Genomic DNA, 22076 nt, shown 5'->3' with positions numbered 1-22076 from the left:
TTTTATGTCGTTTTGGCAGAATATATGCCATCTGTGGGATTGTTTTCTTTTGGCATACCATTTGCTTTTTTATCAGTGCTTACCTAGAATATAAACTGGAGTAAGCACCTAAATTAATAAATAGAATAATAAATAAAAATAATAATAATCATGGGAAAAATTATTGGAATTGACTTAGGAACAACAAACTCTTGTGTTTCTGTATTTGAGGGAAACGAACCGGTTGTAATTGCAAATAGCGAGGGAAAGCGTACAACACCTTCTATCGTTGCTTTTGTTGATGGTGGTGAACGTAAAGTAGGTGATCCTGCTAAACGTCAGGCGATTACAAACCCAAAACGTACTATTTTCTCTATCAAACGTTTCATGGGAGAAAATTGGGATCAAGTTCAGAAAGAAATTAACCGCGTACCTTATCAAGTGGCAAAGGGTGAGAATAACACCCCACGTGTTGATATCGACGGACGTTTATATACTCCACAAGAGATCTCTGCAATGATTCTTCAGAAAATGAAGAAAACAGCTGAAGATTATCTTGGACAAGAAGTAACAGAAGCGGTGATCACTGTTCCGGCTTACTTCTCAGATTCACAACGTCAAGCTACAAAAGAAGCCGGACAAATCGCTGGATTGGAAGTCAAACGTATCGTTAACGAACCAACAGCAGCTGCTTTGGCTTATGGTCTTGATAAGGCACACAAAGATATGAAAATTGCTGTATTCGACTTAGGTGGTGGTACATTCGATATCTCTATCCTTGAGTTCGGTGGCGGTGTATTTGAAGTACTTTCTACAAACGGTGATACTCACCTTGGTGGTGATGACTTCGACCAAGTGATTATCGATTGGTTGGTTCAAGAGTTTAAGAACGATGAGGGTGCTGATTTATCAGCTGATCCAATGGCTTTGCAACGTTTGAAAGAAGCTGCAGAAAAGGCAAAAATCGAATTGTCATCTTCTACAACAACAGAAATCAACTTGCCATATATCATGCCGGTAGGTGGTGTGCCTAAGCACTTAGTAAAAACATTGAGCCGTGCTAAATTCGAATCATTAGCTCACGGATTGATTCAAGCTTGTCTTGAACCTTGTAAGAAAGCAATGAACGATGCCGGTTTGAGTAACTCAGATATCGACGAAGTGATCTTGGTAGGTGGTTCATCACGTATCCCTTCTATTCAGAAATTGGTAGAAGACTTCTTCGGAAAAGTTCCTTCTAAGGGTGTTAATCCTGATGAGGTAGTTGCAGTAGGTGCAGCAGTTCAAGGTGCGGTGTTAACGGACGAAATTAAAGGTGTAGTCTTGTTGGATGTTACTCCATTGTCAGTAGGTATCGAAACTTTAGGTGGTGTAATGACCAAATTGATCGATGCTAATACAACAATCCCTTGCAAGAAGAGCGAAACATTCTCTACAGCAGCTGATAACCAAACAGAGGTAACCATCCACGTCTTGCAAGGCGAACGTCCGATGGCTAGCCAAAACAAATCTATTGGTCAGTTTAACTTGACAGGTATTGCTCCTGCACGTCGCGGTGTTCCTCAGATTGAAGTCGCTTTCGATATTGATGCTAATGGTATCTTGAAGGTTTCTGCTAAAGATAAGGCAACCGGAAAAGAACAAACCATCAGAATTGAAGCTTCAAGTGGTTTGAGCAAAGAAGAGATCGATCGTATGAAGGCTGAGGCTGAAGCTAATGCAGATGCTGACCAAAAAGAACGTGAGAAGATCGACAAGATGAACCAAGCAGACAGTATGATTTTCCAAACAGAAAATCAGTTGAAAGAATTGGGTGATAAACTTTCTGCAGATAAGAAAGCTCCAATCGAAAGTGCTTTGCAGAAACTTAAAGATGCTCACAAGGCTCAAGATGTAGCTGCTATTGATGCTGCAATGGCTGAGTTGAACACAGCATTCCAAGCTGCTAGTGCAGAGATGTACGCACAAAGCGGTGCACAGCCAGGTGCTCAAGCAGGTCCTGACATGAATGCCGGCCAACAAGAAAGCGCTGACAAACATGGTGATAATGTTCAAGATGCTGACTTCGAAGAAGTGAAATAAGATTGAAAATTATCAATAGGTAATAGTTTATATAATTAAAAAGAACGGGGTGTGACTCAGTGGGTTGCACTCCGTTTTTTAGTTCTGTCAGATTCTTGCTCTCTTTATGGCATTTCTTAATATTGAAGCGCTCTGTTTATTTCCATATTTTATTAACATTTCCATTCCATATCTTAAAACGTGTTATAAAACATGGTTTTTTCTTTGGAAAATTTGCGGATTTCCATAAAACCAGTACCTTTGTACTGTGTTTTTCATAGTATTAGATTTAAGGTTAACAAAGGTTGGAGTACAGCGGTACTCCTTTTTTTTTGCCCTAAACTTTCGTTTGTTACACGCTCGACGTATCTCTTCTATAGATGAGCTTTTCTCTTCCTTAAAAGAACCTCTATTCATGCATATATAATCTTGCTTCCAATCCTCTTCTTCCTCTAAGGTTGTTTTTTTGATTTTATCTGCCATCTGCCACCAAATGACTCTTAATCTGTTGAAATTTAAATATTTGTATCTGTTGCAGATCGTGTTGCAGATAGGTGCAAGATCAACGATCTGTCACCTTTTAGATGTGTCTTTTCCGACTATCATTTATGTTTTGTTTGCCTCTTTTTAGGACTAAAATTTAGGTTTTAATGCTATACTGCAAGTTTCAAAGCTTGGCAATCTAGTTTCCTCTTTTGGAAATTTATTTTCATAGGTTGCCACTTTTGTTTCGTCAGTATGAAACCGGAGGCTCCGCCGTATAAAAATTAGAAGGCTGTGTAAGTCAAACTAAGTCTTTTATTTAGCAGTTGCGCTTCCCTGTCTGAATTAAATAATCTTAGGAAGTGATACAACGTTATTCTATTTTTCAAGTGGTTAAATAAACCCATGTTTAAGGTGTTGCAGATCGTTGATCTTACACCCCATCTGCAACACGATCTGCAACAGTGACAAATGTTTAAATGTCAGTGGTTTAATAGCCGTTTGGTGACAGATGACAGATCATCTTGAAAAAATAATTATAGGAGAGGAGGCTTATAAAGTTATTGGCGTTCGATAATAATTGATAAGTATAATAAACCATTGTTTGTCTACCATTGCTTCAAACTCCCGAATCAGAATGCCAACACAGTTATTATAACAGATAGAAAAGGACAAATCATGCCATGATCATAAAAAGCCGGTTTTATTTAAGGCTCTTCTTTAATTTAACAACCTGTAATAGATCAGCTAGTTGCTCTTCTTGAGAGATTTTAAAAATCATAGGAAGCAATTTACCAATAGGTTTCGTTTGAAGAAAGTCGTTCTTAATTTTTTCATTAATGTCCAATGTGGCGATTGCTTCGATGTGCTTTTCGGTGAAATAGAATCCGATCTGGATATAACCTTTCCATGCTGAAAGCCAAAATACCGTTTTCTTTTTATGACTGACTTTACATAGCCATGATTTCCCATCATTATAAAATCGCCATTCATGGGTCAATCCATATTCCGTTTGGGTGATGGTGTTCATTAATGTGACGTAGATTGAATAAACATCGTTAAGTGCATTGTTTAATACCGTTCTAGTAGGAAAAAGAGCTTGGTCTCTTAATAATTGGACTTCCAATGATTGTCCTTCCGATAATCGATCTTTAGCCAACGGTTCTCGTTTCCCTATTGACAGATCCTTTTCAGCTGGCTTCTTTAATGAACCGTTTCTCGATGGCTGCTTACTTGTCGATTGCTCTACTGCCGACTGTTTCTTAAGCGATTGTTTTTCCAATTCTTTTATTGTTATGTGTTTTAGACTTTTAGGTTTTACAAAGATAACATTTTGATGATGAATTTGTTTTTTAATAGAGGCTGTCTGTTTCTTTATCTAGGGTGAAATAACTGTTTGATTTGACTTGATTGACTGTTTTTTTGAGTCAACTGAAAAAAAAGAGGAGAAAAGGATAGGGTATTGACTCGATGATCACTCATAGGTATAGAAACGCAAATTTTAACCCTTAAAAATATACCGATATGAAGACTCTATTATTTACTAAGACGATGCTTTGCTGGCTGATTGCATTATTGATAGGTGTTTCGCCTGTTTTTAGCCAGGATAGTGCTAGTGACAGTTTTATTACTGTTAGTGGTATTGTGAAAGATAAACGTACAAAGAAAACGTTGGAGAATGTGAACATCAATTTGCCGGGCAGTAATATTGGTACGGTGACCAATGCGGACGGTGAATTTACATTGAAAGTTAAGGCGGAACAAGCCTTTCAGCAATTGGAAGTTTCTCACATCGGCTATGCGAACCAGAAGGTGGCATTCGATCGGGAGAATATCTCTGGACTGTTGATTTGGATGGTGCCAAATGCTAATATGCTCACGGAGATCACGGTCTTCGGTAATAATCCTCGGGTCATTGTGGAGGCAGCTATCGATAAGATCGGGAAGAACTACAGTTCCAAAAGTAATATGTTGACGGGCTTCTATCGCGAGACGGTTCAGAAAAGACGTCGTTATATTAGTATTGCTGAAGCGGTTGTCGACATCTATAAGACCCCTTATAAGGATCGTGATATTACCGGTGATCGGGTTCAGATCTTGAAGGGACGTCGTTTGTTGAGTCAAAAGGCGAGTGATACATTGGCTGTTAAATTGGTGGGAGGACCGAACTTGTCGATTTATTTGGATATTGTGAAGAATCCGGAGGCTTTGTTGAGTAAGGAAGATCTTGGTAACTACGATTTCTGGATGGATGAGCCGGTTAATATTGATAATCGAGTACAGTATGTCATTGGGTTCAAACCTCGACTCATTCAGATGTATGCGCTGTTCTATGGTAAATTGTATATCGATAGAGAACGGTTGTCAATCACCCGTGGAGAGTTTAATTTGGATATGAGTAATAAGTCGAAGGCGATTGAAGCTATTCTTCAAAAGAAACCGTTCGGATTGAGATTTAAACCTCAGGAGATGTCTTTCTTGGTGACTTATAAGGAGAAAAACGGAACGACTTATCTGAATTATATCCGTAACGATATTCGCTTCAAATGTGATTGGAAGAGAAGACTTTTCTCAACCGGATATATCGTGCTCTCGGAAATGGTGGTGACCGATCGGAAAGAAGATCAGTTGACTAAGATTACCAATAAGATGTCTTTCAATCCAAAAGAATCGTTCTATGACAAGGTGACCGAATATTGGAATAAGGATTTCTGGGGTACGTACAACATTATCGAGCCTACAGAATCGTTAGAGAATGCGGTTAATAAATTGAAGAAGCAATCGCGCTAGATATCAAATAGTTTTGATTATATTTGGCTCTACGATAGAATAAGGACTGATCGATATGCTTGACGATTTCTTTTTAGTGAAGAAAATAAAAGAGGGTGATATAAAAGCTTTTGAAACCTTGTTTCGAAGATATTATTCCCCTCTTTGCTGGTATGCTGCAAGCATCACCGGAGAGCTCGTTGTGGGCGAAGAGATTGTCGAGGAATTGTTTTACGTCTTATGGAGGGATCGGGCTGAGTGGTCTGTTTTATGTTCGGTGAAGAGTTATCTATATCGTGCCGTGCGTAATGAGTCGCTTCAGTTTTGTGCTCATCAACAAGTGCGTGATCGGTATCGTGAGCAGATCTTATCGTCCGATCATGATGATGACGTCGTCGGTCCACAAGAAGAGATGGAATATCAGGAGTTACAGCAACTCATTGATACGACTTTAAAGAAGTTGCCGGATAGGAGATTGAGAATTTTTAAGATGCATCGCATGGAGGGCAAGACTTACGCGGAGATTGCGACCTTGCTTTCTTTATCAGTGAAGACCATCGAAGCGGAGATGAGTAAGGCCTTGCAAGCTTTACGTAAAGAGATTGAACATTATATTCAACCGATATGATTGATAAACAAAAATATGAGAATAGAACTGACCGGGGATGGGAACGACTTCATCATCGTTTGGTGGAGGACCGTTTGATCGAAGATCGATTGGCCAGTGAAGTTGAGATGAAGGTTACCGATCATCGACGGAAGATGATTCCCATGGTGAGTTGGAGTATTGCTGCTGTGGTGGCTATACTCTTTGGATTGGGTGTTTATACTCTATATTTCTCTCATAATGAGGTGGAAAAGATGAACTATATTACTCAACAAAACGTAGATCCTTATCAGTTGGTCGAGACGTTGCAGGATGGGTCGATCGTTTATCTGGCGAAGGCGTCGACATTGAGTTATCCGGAAACTTTTGCTGCCGATAAAAGAGAGGTTAGCCTGGTTGGAGAAGCGTATTTTGATATCACCAAAAATCAAGCTCGTCCATTTTATATCCAAACAGGACAGGTTAAGATTAAGGTCTTAGGTACAGCTTTTAATGTGAAGAGTGAGACAGCTGATGATTTTAAACTGGATGTGGAACGGGGGATTGTAAAGGTGTCGTTGGGAGGATCTTCTCAGGCGGTTTATGTGAAGGCGGGGCAGTCGGCTACGTTGATCAATAAGCGATTGTATCTGAGCCCGACAGCCGATGTCACGGTCTTCGATCATCATAAGAATAATATTCGTTTCAAGGATGAAACATTGGCTGATATTCTTCGTATCGTCAATATGAATGCTGGTGAAGGAATGATTCATCTGGATTCGGAGACGTTGACGAATCGGAAGATGACAGTTGTGTTTTCCGATATTTCGCCTCAAACGGTGGTTCCTTTACTCTGTGCAGCATTGAACTTGACGTCTAGAAGTGATGGTCATCAGTTTTATTTATCGGAATCTGTGGTTGGCGAATGAATAGGGACTGATGATTGAATTTGATCATTGGGTGTGTTGCATCGTATTGATTTGAGTGTGTTTAATTGGATTTTCTCTCGTATGATAATATTTCGTATGATCTTGTCTGGTTTAGAATGGTTTCATCGTTTGGCTCGTCGTTTGGCTTTGCCTGCTTTGATTGGCTTCCTATTGGTGACGCTGACTCCTGTTTTTGCACAAAAACAACCCTCGGATGGCTATTCGCTCGATCGTACAGTTTACTTTTCAAAAGGTAAAGCATCGGTATATGCTTTACTTGGTGAGATTACCGAACAGACGGGCTTATTGTTTATTTACGATAGTAATGCCGTATCGAACGATAAGGAGGTAAAGATCAAGAAGGGGCGCCGTTCGGTTAGAGAGGCGATTCGTGAGATTGTAGGAGGAGATGATCTGGATATACAACTCATTAATCAGCATATTCTCATTCGTCGTTCGTTGAAAACCACTCAGACTAGAAGGCAGAAAGTGGCCGTGCGTGACTCTTCTTTAACCATTTTCGGACGATTGCTCGATAAACATACGGGAGAGGCGATTCCCAATGCGACGGTTGCTATCCGACGCCAATCGGTGGGGGTGGTGACTAACCAAGAGGGCTTTTTTAAACTTTCTCTTTCCGATTCGCTTCGAAAAGAACGTCTTTATTTTTCTCACATTGGTTATATCGGACAGGAGATTGAGGCTTCATGGCTGATGGGGAAGAATAGTGTGGTGAGCTTAGAACCTAAGGTGATTCCTCTGCAAGAAGTGGTGATTCGCATGGTCAATCCCCATAAGTTGCTGCGGGAGATGCTGGAGGCTAAAGATAAGAATTATGCTCAAAAACCGACCTACTTCACCACCTTCTATCGTGAAGGCGTGCAGTTTAAGAACCGGTTGCAGAGCTTGACGGAAGGGGTCTTTAAGATTTATAAAGCCCCTACAGATGGGGGATATGCTTCCGATCAAGTTAAGCTGTTGAAGATGAAGCGTATGCTGAACAAGGACAGTCAGGATAGCTTATTGGCAAAGATTGGTGCGGGTATCGATGCGTGTTTGCAACTCGATCTTATGAAGAATCTACCGGAGTTTTTCGATCAGTCGGTGATGAGTGATTATTACACTTATTCCTCAGGTGGAGTGGCTTTTTGGGATAACCGTTGGGTAAATGTGATTCATTTTAAACCGCGTGAGAGTATTACGTACCCATTATACTGCGGCGAACTTTATATTGATTCCGAGACGAATGCCTTGGTGGAAGCGCATATTGAGATCAATCCTAAATATGTTAAGAAAATGACAAATGCATTGGTGCATGGTCAGGCGAAATATTATAAGTTTATTGCCCATAAGGTTTACTATACGCTATCGTATAAACCGTACAATGGTGTGTATTATCTTTATCATGTAAGAGGGGACTTGGTGTTTAAGACTAGACGTCGAAAGCTTTTCTCCGCTTATTCAACGTTGCATACTTGGTTTGAAATGGTGAACTGCAGGGTGGAGACCGAGAAGGTGGAACACTTTAAGCGAGTAGAGAGAATCCCTTTGAAAACGGTCCTATCGGAGGTCGAGTTTAACTATGATGCTGACTTCTGGAAAGATTTTAATGTGATTCCGTTGGAGAGCGAATGGGCAAAGTTGATAGATAGCGTCAATATGAAGATTGAAAAAACAATAGAGTAATTATAACGTGACTTTGTTTTTTCGTTGTACCTTTGCATTCCAAAATTGAATATGGAATGATGATGGAAATGCCTACAGACCCAATGATGCTATATAGTTTTGTCAACATGAAACTTCGAGATGTCTATGCCTCACTCGATGAGTTATGTGATGATCTGGATGTGGATAAGCAAAAACTAACGGCCACTTTAGAAGCGGCCGGTTTTGAATATAGTTCAGAACATAACAAGTTTTGGTGAGCCATTATCGGCAGCTTATCCCTCCCGAGTTGCTTTCTCTTATTCTTCTAGTTCGTTTTCCAGATAAGAACTTGGGGTACACCCGTAATATTTCTTGAATGCGGTACTGAAGTATTTCGCATTGGGATACCCCGTTAGATAGGCTATTTCGCCAATGGAATATTTTTGTTCGCAGATCAATCGGGCGGCTTTTTTCATTTTTAAATCGCGAATAAACTCTTGCGGATTTTGTCCGGTAAGCGATTTAATCTTTTTGTAGAACACCGAACGGCTCATGGCCATCTCTAAGGCTAAGGTGTCGATAGAAAATTCTTCGTTCGACATTTGATCTTCAATATACTCTACAATTCTCGACATGAACTTTTTATCCATCTCGCTGATGAGGTTCGACTCGTCGGTAAAGGCGGACTTATCAATATACTTTTTGCGAAAGAGGGTTCTGTTTTTCAGAATGGCTTGTATCTTGCTATCGAGCACCGATAAGTCGAATGGCTTGGTGATGTAATCATCGGCTCCGGCATTAAATCCTTCGATGATATTCTCTCGTTCGGCCAATGAGGTGAGAAGGATAACGGGGATGTGACAGGTCTCGATGTTTGTCTTTAACTCTTTGCACAATTCAAGCCCGGACATCTCGGGCATGAGGATGTCCGAAAGAACAAAATCGGGTGAGTTCTTCTTGATGCTTTCGAGTGCAAGGACTCCGTTCGGCGCTTCTGTGATGGCATAATGTTTTTGTAAATATCGGGATAGATAGTTTCTCAGTTCTTCGTTGTCCTCAACGAGCAAGAGTTTGATTTTATGTTTCTCACTCTCTTCTTGGTGGTTGACAAGGTGTAGATCGGGGATTTCTTTTTCTATGATCTCTGAACTCTGATAAGCCGATTTGTTGAGGGGGATGGTAATGTGAAAAGAGGTACCGACTCCTTCATGACTGGAGAATGAGATGTGTCCTTTGTGTAGTAGAACCATACGTTTGGTGAGGAGCAGACCGATTCCACTTCCTGTTTCATTGGAATTGGCGGCATTCTCTGCCCGATAGAAGCGGTTGAATAACTTTTTCTGCGCTTTCATAGGAATACCTATTCCGTCGTCTGTAATGGTCAGATCGAGATTGTTTTGTTGGTATGCCACTCTGACTACTATATTCCCATATTGATGGGTGTATTTAATGGCATTCGAAATGAGATTGTCTAAGATGATGGTTAGCTTTCGACGATCGAGCCATCCTTGATGTTCTTCTTCGGGTTGCTCAATCGATAACTTGATCTGTTTCTCTTTGGCTAACAACTGGAAGTTGCTGATGCAACCTTCGATAAATGTGTGGATCTGCGTCTCTTCTATTTGCAGGCTCATGGCTTCTCGTTCGATCTTTTGGAAGTCGAGCAATTGAGAAACCATATTAAGTAGCTTTTCGATGTTCTTCTTAGCCAATTTTAAGGCTAGTGATCCGTTCTCCGAGAGTTCTTCTTGTTCGATCTCGTTGAGCGGTGCTTTGATCAAGGTAAGCGGGGTACGAATATCGTGTGCAATATTGACAAAGAAGCGTATCTTCTGATCAGAGTCTTTGGCTTCTAAACGGTCTTTATAGATTCTCATGATGAAATAGCTCACCACTCCCAAGAGGATGACATAAAGTAATATGGCCCATTGGGTGGCCCAAAAAGGAGGAGCGATAACTAGATCTATTTGGCGAACGGTCGACAAATTGGGGTTGTCGGCGCGGTAGGCTTTGACGATGAAGGTGTAGGAGCCGGGAGTGATATTGGTATAGGTTGCTTTATGTTCTTTTGATGGCACCGACCATTGTTCATCGAATCCGTCTAATTTCCAGGTGTATAGGATCTGGGAATTGTTGAAGTATGAGACATTAATGAAATCGAAGGTGAACGAGTGTTGTTTGTGCGACAACTCGATTTGATCTGTCTGATCAATGGTCTGTTTTAACGGAGAATGTGGGGTGTTGGGCGTAATATTGCTGTAAAAAAGAGAGAACGATTCGAATTTCAGGTTGAACGATTCGTTCTTCTTCTCGTCGTATTTCTCTGGATTGATTTCTATCGCCCCCGAAGGTGTACCAAATAGGATATTTCCATTGTCGCGTTTGGTATAAGCCAAGAAATTGAAGGAGTTGTTGGGTAATCCGTCTATCTCATAGAAGATCTCAAATTGCGATTTGGCGCGAATAAAACAGTTTATTCCGTATTCGGTACTGATCCATAAACGCCCTAGCTGATCGAATTGAATGCCACAAACATTATTGGACGATAATCCGTCTTTGGTGGTGTAGTGTTTAATTGAACTTTGATTGATTGAATAGCGATAAATACCGTCACCTTCGGTCGAAATCCAAACGGTGTTTCTATCGTTTGGGTCTAGGCTGATGCTGTTGATGAACGGATAGGAGTGGAGAGGCTTATCGCCTTTCATTTGTTTAAGGTTCAGAAAATGGTTACCCCCGGTCTTCATGTTGAAGAAGATGAGCCCGTGATTGGTGGCTAGTAATAGTGAATCGGCGTTGTAGCGGATGATCTTATTGATCCCTTTGATGTTGTATTCTTTAAATGTTTTACTTTTAGGATTATAACAAGTCAGGTTGTTGATGATTCCGCCAAACCACATATTATGGTCTTGATCTTCAAAGATACTGTAAACATAGTTTTTCTTACGGTTAGCTAGCTCTATCGTTTCGACCTTGTTATGCACCGGATCGATACAGCTCAAGTCGCTGGCATAACCGCCGGCCCATATTTTGTTGTTACGATCTTCATAGAGACATAGAATGACGGAGTGTCCCGTATGATTTTTCTCTAGAAAGTGTTTCCAAGTGTTCGTGCTCTCATTGTACATGCTAATGCCTTTATCTGTGCCAAACCATAGGTTTCCTCGGCGGTCTTCAAGTATGGCATTAACTTGATTATTTGTGAGTCCGCTTAGACTATTTTCGGTGTAGGTGTAGACCTTGTCGACTATTTGTTTCTTATTGTAGATAAAGATCCCGGAGGTGTAGGTACAGATCCAAACATGGGTGTTATCATTCAATAGATCGTAGATGCCATTGGCTTTGATTTGGTTTAGTCCTTTTGAGGATTGCGAATATTCCCGTTGCTCTTCGACCGAAAATCGGTTGTATTCGCGTATTCCTGCTCCGTCGGTTCCTACCCATATCTTGTTATTAGTGATGGGGACTATTTTACGTATAGGGAAACCGAGATGAAATGTTGGGGATGAAACCCATTTTTGGTTCTCGGTGTTATAGATTTTTAGCCCCTCGGAGAATGTGCCTATCCATAGGTTTTTGCTTAATGGGTCAAAATATAGACTCTGAATTCGACTTTTATTGAGCGAAGTTAAACGAGGTTCTTGCTGTATGGTATAATTGCCCGACGAAGTCTGAAGTAATTTGAAAACACCTTGAGAGGTTCCAACCCACAAATTGTCTTTGTCGGTGGTGATGCAGTATATGGCATAAGTCTTCTTTAGGGGGATGTTCTTTATTGTCAGCTGAGGCGATAAGATATAAATCTTCTTAGTTGTTCCGATAAGAAGATTATTGCTGTTTGTAGCAAACAGAGCGGTAATGGTTTCCGAGGGTTCGTGATTGAATTCTTTCATCAACTTAAAACAATCGCTATTCTCATCGAAATAGTAGATGTTTTTATCACTGAAAGCGTAAATGCTTCCGGTATTATTGCTGATCAGTCCCTTAGGAAATTCATTTTCCCGGGTGTCGGTTTGTGGAAGTTCATAGAATTTAAATGAATCACCATTATAGCGTTCGATGCCCGAATGAGTGACGAACCATAGATAACCACTATTGTCTTTCGTTACGGCATAGACTTTTCGATTGCTTAAGCCATCTTTTATGGAGAGCTCCTTGAATAGAGATGCATGTATATCTTGTGAACAAAATGCGAAGCATAAGGTTACGATATAAAAAACGATAAAGTTTTTCATTGTTTCTTCATTTATATGATCGTTACAAAAATAAATAATTTCATCGATTCAAGTTCCTTTTTTATTAAGGTCTATTGGAATAAAACAAAAAAGGAACTTGTTTGGTTAGAAAACAAACCTTTTGCAGTTTCTAATGTCTTACTTTTGCATCTGTTCGTTTATAATTAACAATGACACATATACTTTAATAATCTACTATTAATGAAACAAAGTTTATTTTTATCCGGTTTAATCATGGCATCGTCGTATTCTGCTGTTCAAGCTGAAGAGGTAGGGCAGGCTAAGAATCCACGTAAGAACGTCTTGTTCATTGCCGTTGACGATTTAAAACCGCTCTTGGGCTGTTATGGCGATGGAGTAGCGGTTACGCCTAATATCGATCGTTTGGCTCAGCAAGGATCATTGTTCACTCAAGCTTATTGTCAACAGGCTGTCTCCGGGCCGAGTCGTGCGAGTTTGCTCACTGGTATGAAACCTGACCGCACTAAGGTGTGGGACTTGAAAACTCTTATTCGTGCAAATAATCCTGAGGTGGTTACTCTTCCGGAACATTTCAAAAATAATGGTTATGTGGTGGCGGGTATTGGTAAGATATACGATCCGCGTTCGGTCGATAAACAACAAGATAAACGATCTTGGTCGTTACCTTATATCAGTCAAGAAGATTATTTGAATCCGGAGTTTGGTAGACCGGTGATGGCGCATTATCAGAGTGAAACGACTAAACGTCTATATGAGACTTACCGGGAAGAAGCCCAAGCTAAGGGGTTGAAAAATCGCAAAATAGAGAATTATGTTCAGAAATTCCTAAAACCGTCGACTGAGTGTGTCGATGTGCCGGATGATGCTTATTTGGATGGGGGGACGTTAAAGGGAGCGGTTCGCTTCATTAAGGAGTATAATAGCGATAAACCCTTCTTCTTTGCGGTTGGATTTAAGAAGCCTCATTTGCCTTTTTGTGCACCGGAAAAGTATTGGAAGTTGTACGATAGAAGCAAGATGCCTTTGGCTGAATATCGTAAAAAGGCTGTCGATAGCCCGGATTTCGCCTATCATAATTCCGGAGAATTGAGGAGCTATTCCGATATTCCTCCGTTGGCAAGCTTTTCTGATATTGAAAACCTGCAAATTCCTGATGATAAAGCTCGTGAACTGATTCATGGCTATTATGCTTGTGTCTCATATGTCGATGCTTTGATTGGTGAGTTGGTCGCAACACTACAGCAAAAGGGGGTTAGCCAGAATACAATTATTGTGCTTTGGGGCGATCATGGATGGCATCTTGGTGATCATGGATTATGGAATAAACACTCGAACTTTGAGCAAGCCACTCATGTGCCTTTGTTGATCATTGATCCTTCTGCCAAACCTCAAAAAGTTGAGACTCCGGTCGGCTTTATCGATATCTATCCTACGCTGTGCGACTTAACCGGTATTGATCAGCCTGCACATCTTGAAGGACAGAGCTTGAGTCATATCATAAAAAATAAAAAAAATAGTAAAGGCATTAAACCTTATGCGGTTAGTCAGTATCCAAGAGTAAAGAAAATGGGATATTCGTTTAGAGATTCCAGATATAGATATACGGTTTGGGTGAAATGGGAGAATAAGCAAACAGATATCAAAACCGTGTATGCAGAAGAACTTTATGACTATGTGAAAGATCCCAATGAAACGGTTAATGTGGCCGGACGGACTGAATATAGTCAAGAACTAGCTCGCATGAAGGGCTATTGGAAGAACTATTGTGAGGAGAACTTTTGAAACTTAATTTTAGCATATTCATATCATGAAAAGAATGAAAACAGCGTGCGGAATGCTTGCCGCTCTAGGTACAACGGCGATTCCTTTCGCTGACACTTTTGCACAGGATGTCGATCAACCCAACGTCTTAATGATTGTGGTCGACGATTGGGGAGCGCATGACTTATCGTTTGCCGGGTCAAAGTTTTATGAAACTCATCATATTGATCAACTAACGAAAGAATCGACCACTTTCTCACAAGCTTATGTGGCCTATCCTAGAAGCGTCCCTTCGCGTTACTCTCTGATTACGGGGCGTCACTGTGCACGTCCGCAGAAAGGAGCTAAGAGCGACGACCGCAAGGTGGATGCGGAGAGCTATTGTATTGCTCAGCCTTTTAAGGCTGCTGGCTATTCTACATTCATTATTGGCAAATGGCATTTGAGTGATCAAGAGACCGGTCCGGAGGATAAGGGATTTGATATCAATATTGGAGCTGGACATGCCGGAGCTACCGGGTCGTATTTTGCGCCGTTCAATAAAAAAGGTGATAGTAATGCCGACCGATTGATCTATGGAATGGAGGATGCTGCTCCTGGTGAGTATCTTACTGATTATATGGTACGGAAGACGGTCGCTTATATTAAGCAAGATCATAAAAATCCGTTTTTTGCGGTTTGTAGTTTCTATGCGGTACATACCCCTTTGCAAGCTAAGCCCGAGATGATTAAAAAGTATCAGATTAAAAAGGAAAAGATGCGATTGAGTGATGATCCTTTGATGAAAGAAGAGGCTGGGTTTGGTAAAACACAACAAGATCACCCTGTGTATGCGGCAATGATTGAATCGGTTGACCAAGGTGTTGGTCGTATGGTAGAGGCTTTGAAAGCTAGTGGACAGTATGATAATACGGTGATTGTGATTATCTCTGATCATGGCGGCCTGTCGAATAGAGGGGAGAAATATAGGGAATTGGCAACTACTAATGCACCGTTTAGAGCTGGTAAGGGCCATCTTTATGAGGGGGGACTTCGGGTTCCATTATTGATTCATTTACCTAGACAGAAAAAAGCTGCTGTTAAAGAGGAATGTGTGGTAAGCTATGATTTACTGCCGACTTTGGCCGATTTATGTGAAGCCCCTGTTTCTAAAACGGCACAATTGGACGGGATGAGTTTAAAACCGTTATTGAAAGCTGATCGGAATAAGAGCTTTGGAACGCGCGATTTATTTTGGCACAAGGCAGCTGAACGACCCAATTCAACGGGCGATTATGTTTCGACGGCCGTTCGTTCCGGCGATTATAAATTGATCGATTTCTACCAACAAGGACGTATCGAGTTATATGATTTGAAGAATGATCCGGGTGAGACACATAACTTAAAGGATGAAAAACCGGAACTGACCACTCAACTAATGGATAAGATCAAGACTTGGCGTGAAGAGTATCAGGTTTACATGTTTGGTGATAAAATGAAAAAGAGTGAGAAAGGGAATAAGAATAAGGAAAAGATAAAAAATAAGCATAATAAATTAGAGAATGATTTTTAAAGTTTTGTTTTCGTAGCTGGTTAGAAATAGGTAAAAGGATTGAATGGATAACAAAAGGGTATGTCTGGATGATAGGCATACCTTTTTTAGTCTCAGACTGTTTTGTAAGGCATAAGGTGTTGATTGTCTTTGAAAAAACAGATATGAAACGTTAGTGAATAATATTCAAACCTTTTGGCTTTGGTTTGTTTTTATATTTGTATCAGGTTAAACTATAACGCTTTGAATATATGAAAAACTATTTTTGGATAAGATTTTTTTGTTTGTGTTACTTGACTCTGATTTCTTGCACGGACTCTGTAAATGGACAGAAGCATTCGCCTTTTACGGATGGAGAAATGCAACGTTTAATGAATTTACCCATTCGTGAGATCGTGGAGAAGTATGGTAATCATCATTTTTATATTGGTACGGCCAATCATGCAAAGCTGATTGGACAATTGTCGACTGAGATTGCTGATCGGGAATTCTCTTACATTACTCCTTCTAATGATTTTAAACAGAGTTACATTCACCCGACTTTCGATCGTTGGCGTTGGGAATATCCTGATGCATATGTTGATCATGCCACTGCGCAGCGACAAGTACTACGCATTCATGGTCCTATAAGCCCTCAATGTTCACCATGGGTCAGAGAGGATGAACGTACTCCGGAGGAGCTGAGCCGGATGTTGGATGAATATATGACAGCCCTTTGTCTGCGATACAACCAGACACCGCAAGTGCTTTGGATGGATGTGGTGAACGAAACGATCTGTCCGGAGAAGGTTAAAGGCGGTGGAGAAGGGTTTAATGATTGTGAACCTGGTGATTGGTTTTCGCCGCGTAAGGGTACTGATAAATGGGAAAATCCATGGACGATTATTGGGTTTGATGAACAGAGTGAGCTTAAAGTTCCTCTTTATATCGATCGAGCGTTTGAACTAGCCAATCAGTATGCTCCAAACTTGAAACAAATCATCAATCAACATGGGCGCTTTGAGGAGATTGTGTGGGAGAAGATGAAAAACTTAGTGAAGTATCTGCGTGAGGTGAAGCATCGGCGGGTGGATGGATTAGGTTGGCAGGCACATATTGATAGCGGATGGGAAAAAATTCCCGGAAACTTAGAGCGACTCGATGCATTCATTAAATGGTGTCATACCAATGCTTTGGAGTTTCATGTCACTGAGATGAATGTTTGGATGAAAGATCCTGCTCATCTTGATGAAGAAGCACAAGCAGATACTTTTGCTGCTGTTCTTAATGTGCTGTTGAAAAATAAGGAAAATGGAGTTGTTGGCCTAAATTTCTGGAATGTACGCGATGAAGATACAGCTAACCCGGATTGGAACGGTACTTTGTGGAGAAACGACGGCACTCCCCGAAAGGCTTATTTCCGCATTAAAAAAGAACTGATTAACGCTATTAAAATCTAATGACTATGAATCTTTTAAAAACATCGTTGTTTGCTTGTTTGTGTGCGAATGCTTGTCATGAAGCAATAGCAGCCGAGAATCATCCTAATATTATTCTGATCATGACCGATCAGCAATCATTCAATATGATTAGTGCCTATCGTCAGCTTTATGACGGGGGGTATTCACAGACCCCTAATATTGATCGCTTGGTAAAGGATGGGGTGTCGTTCACACAAACGTATTGTTCTAATCCGGTTTCGGTACCTTCACGGTTCTCATTGTTTACAGGTAAATATGGTGGAGCTTATGGCATTCGTGAGAACCGATGTCGTGGTGTTGAGGAAAGTTCTGTTCGTCCGATGCTGGAAACTAACGGCATGGGAAATGTGTTTACTAAAGGTGGGTACGAAACGGTTTATGGCGGAAAGGTGCATTTGCCTTTCTCCGGGCGTGCCGGAAATAGTAAGTTTGCTGCTCCTGCGGGTTATGGATTTCAAACGTATCTTACTAAAGATGAACGTGAGGAATTGAGTCGTGTGACGGCCGACTTTATTGCTCATCGTAAGTCGACCGATAAACCGTTACTTCTTGTTTCATCGTTTTTGAACCCACATGATATTTGTTTGGAAAGCAGTACGAATCTTTCGACGGTTATCAAGGGGGATAAAGCTGATAAGATAAAAACAGTACAGATGCTTCGTGAACGAGCGGCGACTTATGATTCCTTGCTGTTCTATCGAGATATCGTACCTGATTTGCCTTTTAACTTTGCTCAAACGGTAGGATATCCTGATACGAAACTTACGCGTAAGCGTTTCTTGGATTTTCCGGATTGGTATTGGAAAAAGTATAGGTGGACTTATGCGGAATTGGTGTCGATAGTTGATGCGCATATCGGACGGATATTGGACGCTTTGGATGCCAATCCTGAATTGAAAAAGAATACTATTGTTGTGTTTACATCCGATCATGGTGAGATGCAGGCTGCACATCATAGCGTTACAAAGAGTTTGCCGTATGAGGAGTGCCAACGCGTGCCATTGATCTTTTCCGGTAAGGGTATTCCATTGTATAAGTTTGACGACAGCTTAGTGTGCAATGGTATTGATCTAATGCCGACGTTGTGTGATCTAGCCGGTATAGAGAAACCTGCTGAATTGGATGGGGTCTCTTTGATCGATCGGATAAAAGGAAAGGATATCCCGTTGTACCGTCAGTCCGTTTTTGTAGAATCGGAGTGGTTTGTCTCTCAGATCACGGGACATTATAAATATACTCTTTTTGATAAAGATGGTGATCATGAAGTGCTGATTGATTTATCGAATGATCCCGGTGAGATGAAGAATGTATTGGAATCGTCGGGTGATGCTCAAAAACAGTTGGATTCTTTTCGTCTGGAAATGAAGAAACATATAGAGAATTATCCAACAGTTCTCGTAAAAGCTCCGAAAAAGAAGAAAAAATGAAAATGAAACCTTGAAAAACGGCTTTCAAACCTTGGTCTAAATGGACTAGGATACATTTGGGGCATCATTTTTCGATTTCTATTTTTTATTTTAAAACTAATGACTTATGAAAAGCAAATTTGTCTTTTTGTTATTTTTATCATTTATGAGTCTTTATGCTCATGCCATTAAAGTCGAAGGTACTGTTGTGGATGAGCGGAAAGAGCTTGTGATAGGTGCTACCGTCCAGCTTAAGGGGGCTAGCGGGGTCGGTACGATTACGGATTTCGACGGTAAGTTTTCGTTGAACGTTCCAAATGTTAAGGATGGAATATTGGTGGTGTCTTATGTCGGTTATAAGACTAAGCACGTACCTTTGAAAGGCCGAACAATTCTGACTATTGAGATAGAACCGGATGTTACTGAACTGGATGAGATTGTTGTGGTAGGCTACGGTAGTGTGAGAAAAAGTGATTTGACAGGATCGGTTTCATCGATTAAAACGTCTGATGAAGAGGCAGCAAGGGCGACTTCGTTCGATAAAATGCTTCAAGGTAAAGCTGCGGGTATTACTGTTTCTACGGGTAGTGCAGCTCCTGGTGGATCGGTTAATGTGCGCATCCGAGGTACGAGCTCTTTGCGTGGTAATAATTCTCCGCTTTATGTGATCGATGGTAATATTGTGAGCGGCTTAGGGGATACGATGAATCCAATGTCTGCGGGACAAGGAGGGGGTAATTCTCGTGCTGAAGAACAAAATCCACTAGCGTCTATCAGTCCGCAGGATATTGAGAGTATTGAAGTTTTAAAAGATGCTTCGGCAACCGCTATTTATGGTTCCCAAGGGGCTAATGGGGTAATATTAATTACAACTAAACGTGGAAATACAGGTAAGCCTAATGTGATGGTAAGTGCAAATACGACGTTCTCCACTCTGGCTCGTGAGATCCCAATGCTCGACTCTTATGACTATCTTGATTTTCGTAATGCTCCGGAATTTATTGGTGAAGATGGCGTGAAAATGACTATGGACGGCTATACGCCTATTAATTGGCAAAAAGCCTCTACACGTTTAGCCGTGTCACAAAACTATAGAGCGAGTGTCAGCGGCAAGAGCCAGAAAACTGTTTATTATTTAGCTGCCGGATATTCCGACCAACAAGGGGTGATCCGTAAAACTGGAGTGGACAAGTATGACTTCCGTTTTAACTTGGAGCAGGAGATTAACGACTTTATTACCTTAAAAAGTAATTCTGCGTTTGCTACTGTCAATACTTCCATGACTTCGGGTACCGATAAATTGGCCAATACACGGACTAGTATTGTTCGCCACATGATTTCGTTTAAACCACTTAAAGGAACCGGGCAAGATGAGTATACAGAGTATGATGAGGATGTCACTTCTCCTGAAGCTTGGTTTACCGATTATGATGATGATAGTGAGGAAAATACGTTTAATACAAATCTAGCTTTCGATATTAAACCTTTAAAATGGTTGACTATCCGTTTGAAGGGAGGTATGATTTATCGTCGTAAAGAACGTTCCATGTGGTTCGGAAAAATGACGTCTATTGGTGCTCAAACCAATGGTAAAGCTGGTCTTGCTGAGTTGACTAGCCGTTCATATAATACGGAAGCTCTGTTGATGTTTAATCATAAGTTCGCTAAGAAGCATAACATCAATGGAACGGTTGGTGTGGTATATGATAAGAAAAATCTGAAACAAACGAGTATGACCGGAGAAGATTTCTTTACGGGTGATCTTCGTTATGATGGCATTACTCAAGCAGCCAAACCTTATCCGTTTCTTTATATTAAAACAGGCGAGCAACTATTCTCTGTCTTGGGACGTGCTATTTATAATTATGACGAACGTTATGTGCTGACTGCAACGTTCCGTGCGGATGGATCAAGTAAGTTTGATAAAAAACATCGTTTTAGTTATTTCCCTTCTTTTGCATTGGCTTGGCGTGTTAATCAAGAGAAATGGATGAGTCAATTTGATAAGATCTCTAATTTGAAATTAAGATTAGGTTGGGGACAGGTTGGAAATCAAGCCATTGCTCCTTATCAAACGCTGCCAAGTTATAATAACGTGATTGCTGCTAAACCTGATGGAACAGGTGAACCCGGATTAGTCCCGGCACTTATTCCTAATCCTAATCTGAAATGGGAAACGTCCGAACAATACAATGTCGGTTTTGATTTAGGTTTGTTTCATCAACGATTAACTTTTACTGTTGATGCTTACATTAAGCATACTAAGGATCTTTTGCAACAAATCGCTTTGCCGAGTTCTTCCGGTTACAAAACAATGTGGATTAATAATGGTAAGATCGAGAATAAGGGACTTGAACTTTCTGTTGAAGCGATCCCATTTACCAATAAACAGTGGAATTGGACTGTAGGTGGTAATATCGCATTGGCTAAAAATACGATTAAAGAACTTGGAATGGCTCCTGCTGACTTTGGTGTCTTGAAAAATGAGAGAGGCTATTGGGGAGAGAATGTCGGTAATAATACCTACACTAAATTCCCGGGTAATGTGTTCCTCGTAGGGCGTTCTATCGGTTTGTTTATGGGATATCAGACTAATGGCATTATGCAGGAGGCAGAATATAACTCTCCGGAATACCAAGCTAATCCTCTGGTCATTAATGGAATGCCAATTGTTGCCGGGGATGTGAAATATGTAGATCAAAATGGTGATTATGTGATTGACGATAAAGATCGTGTGGTCTTAGGTAATCCTAATCCGAAGTTTACTTATGCGTTTAATACTTCTCTCTCATATAAGAATTGGACGCTTGACTTGAACTTCAATGGGGTTTATGGTAATGATATTATCAATGCTAACCTTATTGATGAAACAGATGTAAAGAATGCCAACTTAAATGTGCGCAAAGAGGCTTTCTATCAAGCTTGGACTTCGGAAAATATGAGCAATACGTATCCGCGTTTGGCATACGAACCTAAGGGCGTGTTGAGCGATCGTGTTATTGAAAAAGGCAGTTATCTCAAATTGTCTCAGATTTCATTATCGTATCTTATGAAATTTAAGAAGTCTAAAGCTATTCAATCGCTGACTTTCAATGCGACTGTAGGCAATGTCTTTACATGGACTTCTTATAGTGGGTTCGATCCTGATGTGAATACGTTTGGTAGTGATGTTGATCGTATGGGAATTGATTTAACATCTTATCCTTCTGCACGAAACTTCACTTTTGGAGTAATTGCAAATTTCTAA

General features: G+C 40.6%; 14 protein-coding genes. 11 read left to right on the top strand and 3 right to left on the bottom strand.

Annotation, left to right across the window (positions count from 1 at the left end; all coding sequences use genetic code 11):
* The first annotated feature begins 150 nt into the window (after positions 1–150).
* Positions 151–2061, top strand: a complete 1911-nt coding sequence (gene dnaK, locus AC4PG5_RS06425; RefSeq protein ID WP_492030587.1) for a molecular chaperone DnaK — start codon at positions 151–153, stop codon at positions 2059–2061.
* Positions 2062–2244: 183 nt separating this feature from the next.
* Here dnaK and AC4PG5_RS06420 read toward each other — a convergent pair whose 3' ends face one another.
* Entirely contained in the window at positions 2245–2523 is a 279-nt protein-coding gene (locus tag AC4PG5_RS06420) for a hypothetical protein (RefSeq protein ID WP_492030586.1), read from the bottom strand.
* Between the two features lie 703 nt (positions 2524–3226).
* Positions 3227–3805 (bottom strand): DUF3788 family protein, encoded by a 579-nt coding sequence (locus AC4PG5_RS06415; RefSeq protein ID WP_492030585.1) that lies wholly within the window; start codon positions 3803–3805, stop codon positions 3227–3229.
* 242 nt (positions 3806–4047) lie between these two features.
* On the opposite strand from AC4PG5_RS06415, the gene AC4PG5_RS06410 reads away from it, so the two are divergent.
* The 5 genes from AC4PG5_RS06410 (at position 4048) to AC4PG5_RS06390 (ending at position 8732) form a co-directional block, all read left to right on the top strand.
* Positions 4048–5313 (top strand): carboxypeptidase-like regulatory domain-containing protein, encoded by a 1266-nt coding sequence (locus AC4PG5_RS06410; protein WP_492030584.1) that lies wholly within the window; start codon positions 4048–4050, stop codon positions 5311–5313.
* Between the two features lie 55 nt (positions 5314–5368).
* The gene (locus AC4PG5_RS06405; protein WP_492030583.1) at positions 5369–5920 is read left to right on the top strand and encodes an RNA polymerase sigma-70 factor; all 552 of its coding nucleotides are present in this window, start codon (positions 5369–5371) and stop codon (positions 5918–5920) included.
* Complete coding sequence (locus AC4PG5_RS06400; RefSeq protein WP_492030582.1) at positions 5917–6807, top strand: FecR family protein; 891 nt, start codon at positions 5917–5919, stop codon at positions 6805–6807. Before AC4PG5_RS06405 ends, AC4PG5_RS06400 begins: the two co-directional genes overlap by 4 nt.
* An 81-nt stretch (positions 6808–6888) precedes the next feature.
* Complete coding sequence (locus tag AC4PG5_RS06395; RefSeq protein WP_492030581.1) at positions 6889–8493, top strand: carboxypeptidase-like regulatory domain-containing protein; 1605 nt, start codon at positions 6889–6891, stop codon at positions 8491–8493.
* A gap of 62 nt (positions 8494–8555) precedes the next feature.
* Positions 8556–8732, top strand: a complete 177-nt coding sequence (locus tag AC4PG5_RS06390) for a DUF4250 domain-containing protein (RefSeq protein ID WP_492030702.1) — start codon at positions 8556–8558, stop codon at positions 8730–8732.
* Positions 8733–8771: 39 nt separating this feature from the next.
* Here AC4PG5_RS06390 and AC4PG5_RS06385 read toward each other — a convergent pair whose 3' ends face one another.
* Positions 8772–12689: a hybrid sensor histidine kinase/response regulator transcription factor gene (locus AC4PG5_RS06385; RefSeq protein ID WP_492030580.1), complete on the bottom strand. Its 3918-nt coding sequence runs from the start codon at positions 12687–12689 to the stop codon at positions 8772–8774.
* A 201-nt stretch (positions 12690–12890) separates the two neighbouring features.
* Between AC4PG5_RS06385 and AC4PG5_RS06380 the strand changes: the two genes are divergently transcribed.
* The 5 genes from AC4PG5_RS06380 (at position 12891) to AC4PG5_RS06360 (ending at position 22076) form a co-directional block, all read left to right on the top strand.
* Positions 12891–14453 (top strand): sulfatase, encoded by a 1563-nt coding sequence (locus tag AC4PG5_RS06380; RefSeq protein WP_492030579.1) that lies wholly within the window; start codon positions 12891–12893, stop codon positions 14451–14453.
* Between the two features lie 25 nt (positions 14454–14478).
* Complete coding sequence (locus AC4PG5_RS06375) at positions 14479–15984, top strand: sulfatase (RefSeq protein ID WP_492030578.1); 1506 nt, start codon at positions 14479–14481, stop codon at positions 15982–15984.
* 230 nt (positions 15985–16214) lie between these two features.
* A complete protein-coding gene (locus tag AC4PG5_RS06370; RefSeq protein WP_492030577.1) occupies positions 16215–17402 on the top strand; it encodes an endo-1,4-beta-xylanase in 1188 nt (395 codons plus the stop codon).
* A 5-nt stretch (positions 17403–17407) separates the two neighbouring features.
* The gene (locus AC4PG5_RS06365; protein WP_492030576.1) at positions 17408–18850 is read left to right on the top strand and encodes a sulfatase family protein; all 1443 of its coding nucleotides are present in this window, start codon (positions 17408–17410) and stop codon (positions 18848–18850) included.
* Positions 18851–18956: 106 nt separating this feature from the next.
* Positions 18957–22076, top strand: coding sequence for a SusC/RagA family TonB-linked outer membrane protein (locus AC4PG5_RS06360; RefSeq protein ID WP_492030575.1), 3120 nt, complete (start codon positions 18957–18959; stop codon positions 22074–22076).

The sequence above is a fragment of the Bacteroides sp. QWL-09 genome (assembly GCF_058683585.1).
This window is presented reverse-complemented; position numbering and strand designations above follow the sequence as displayed.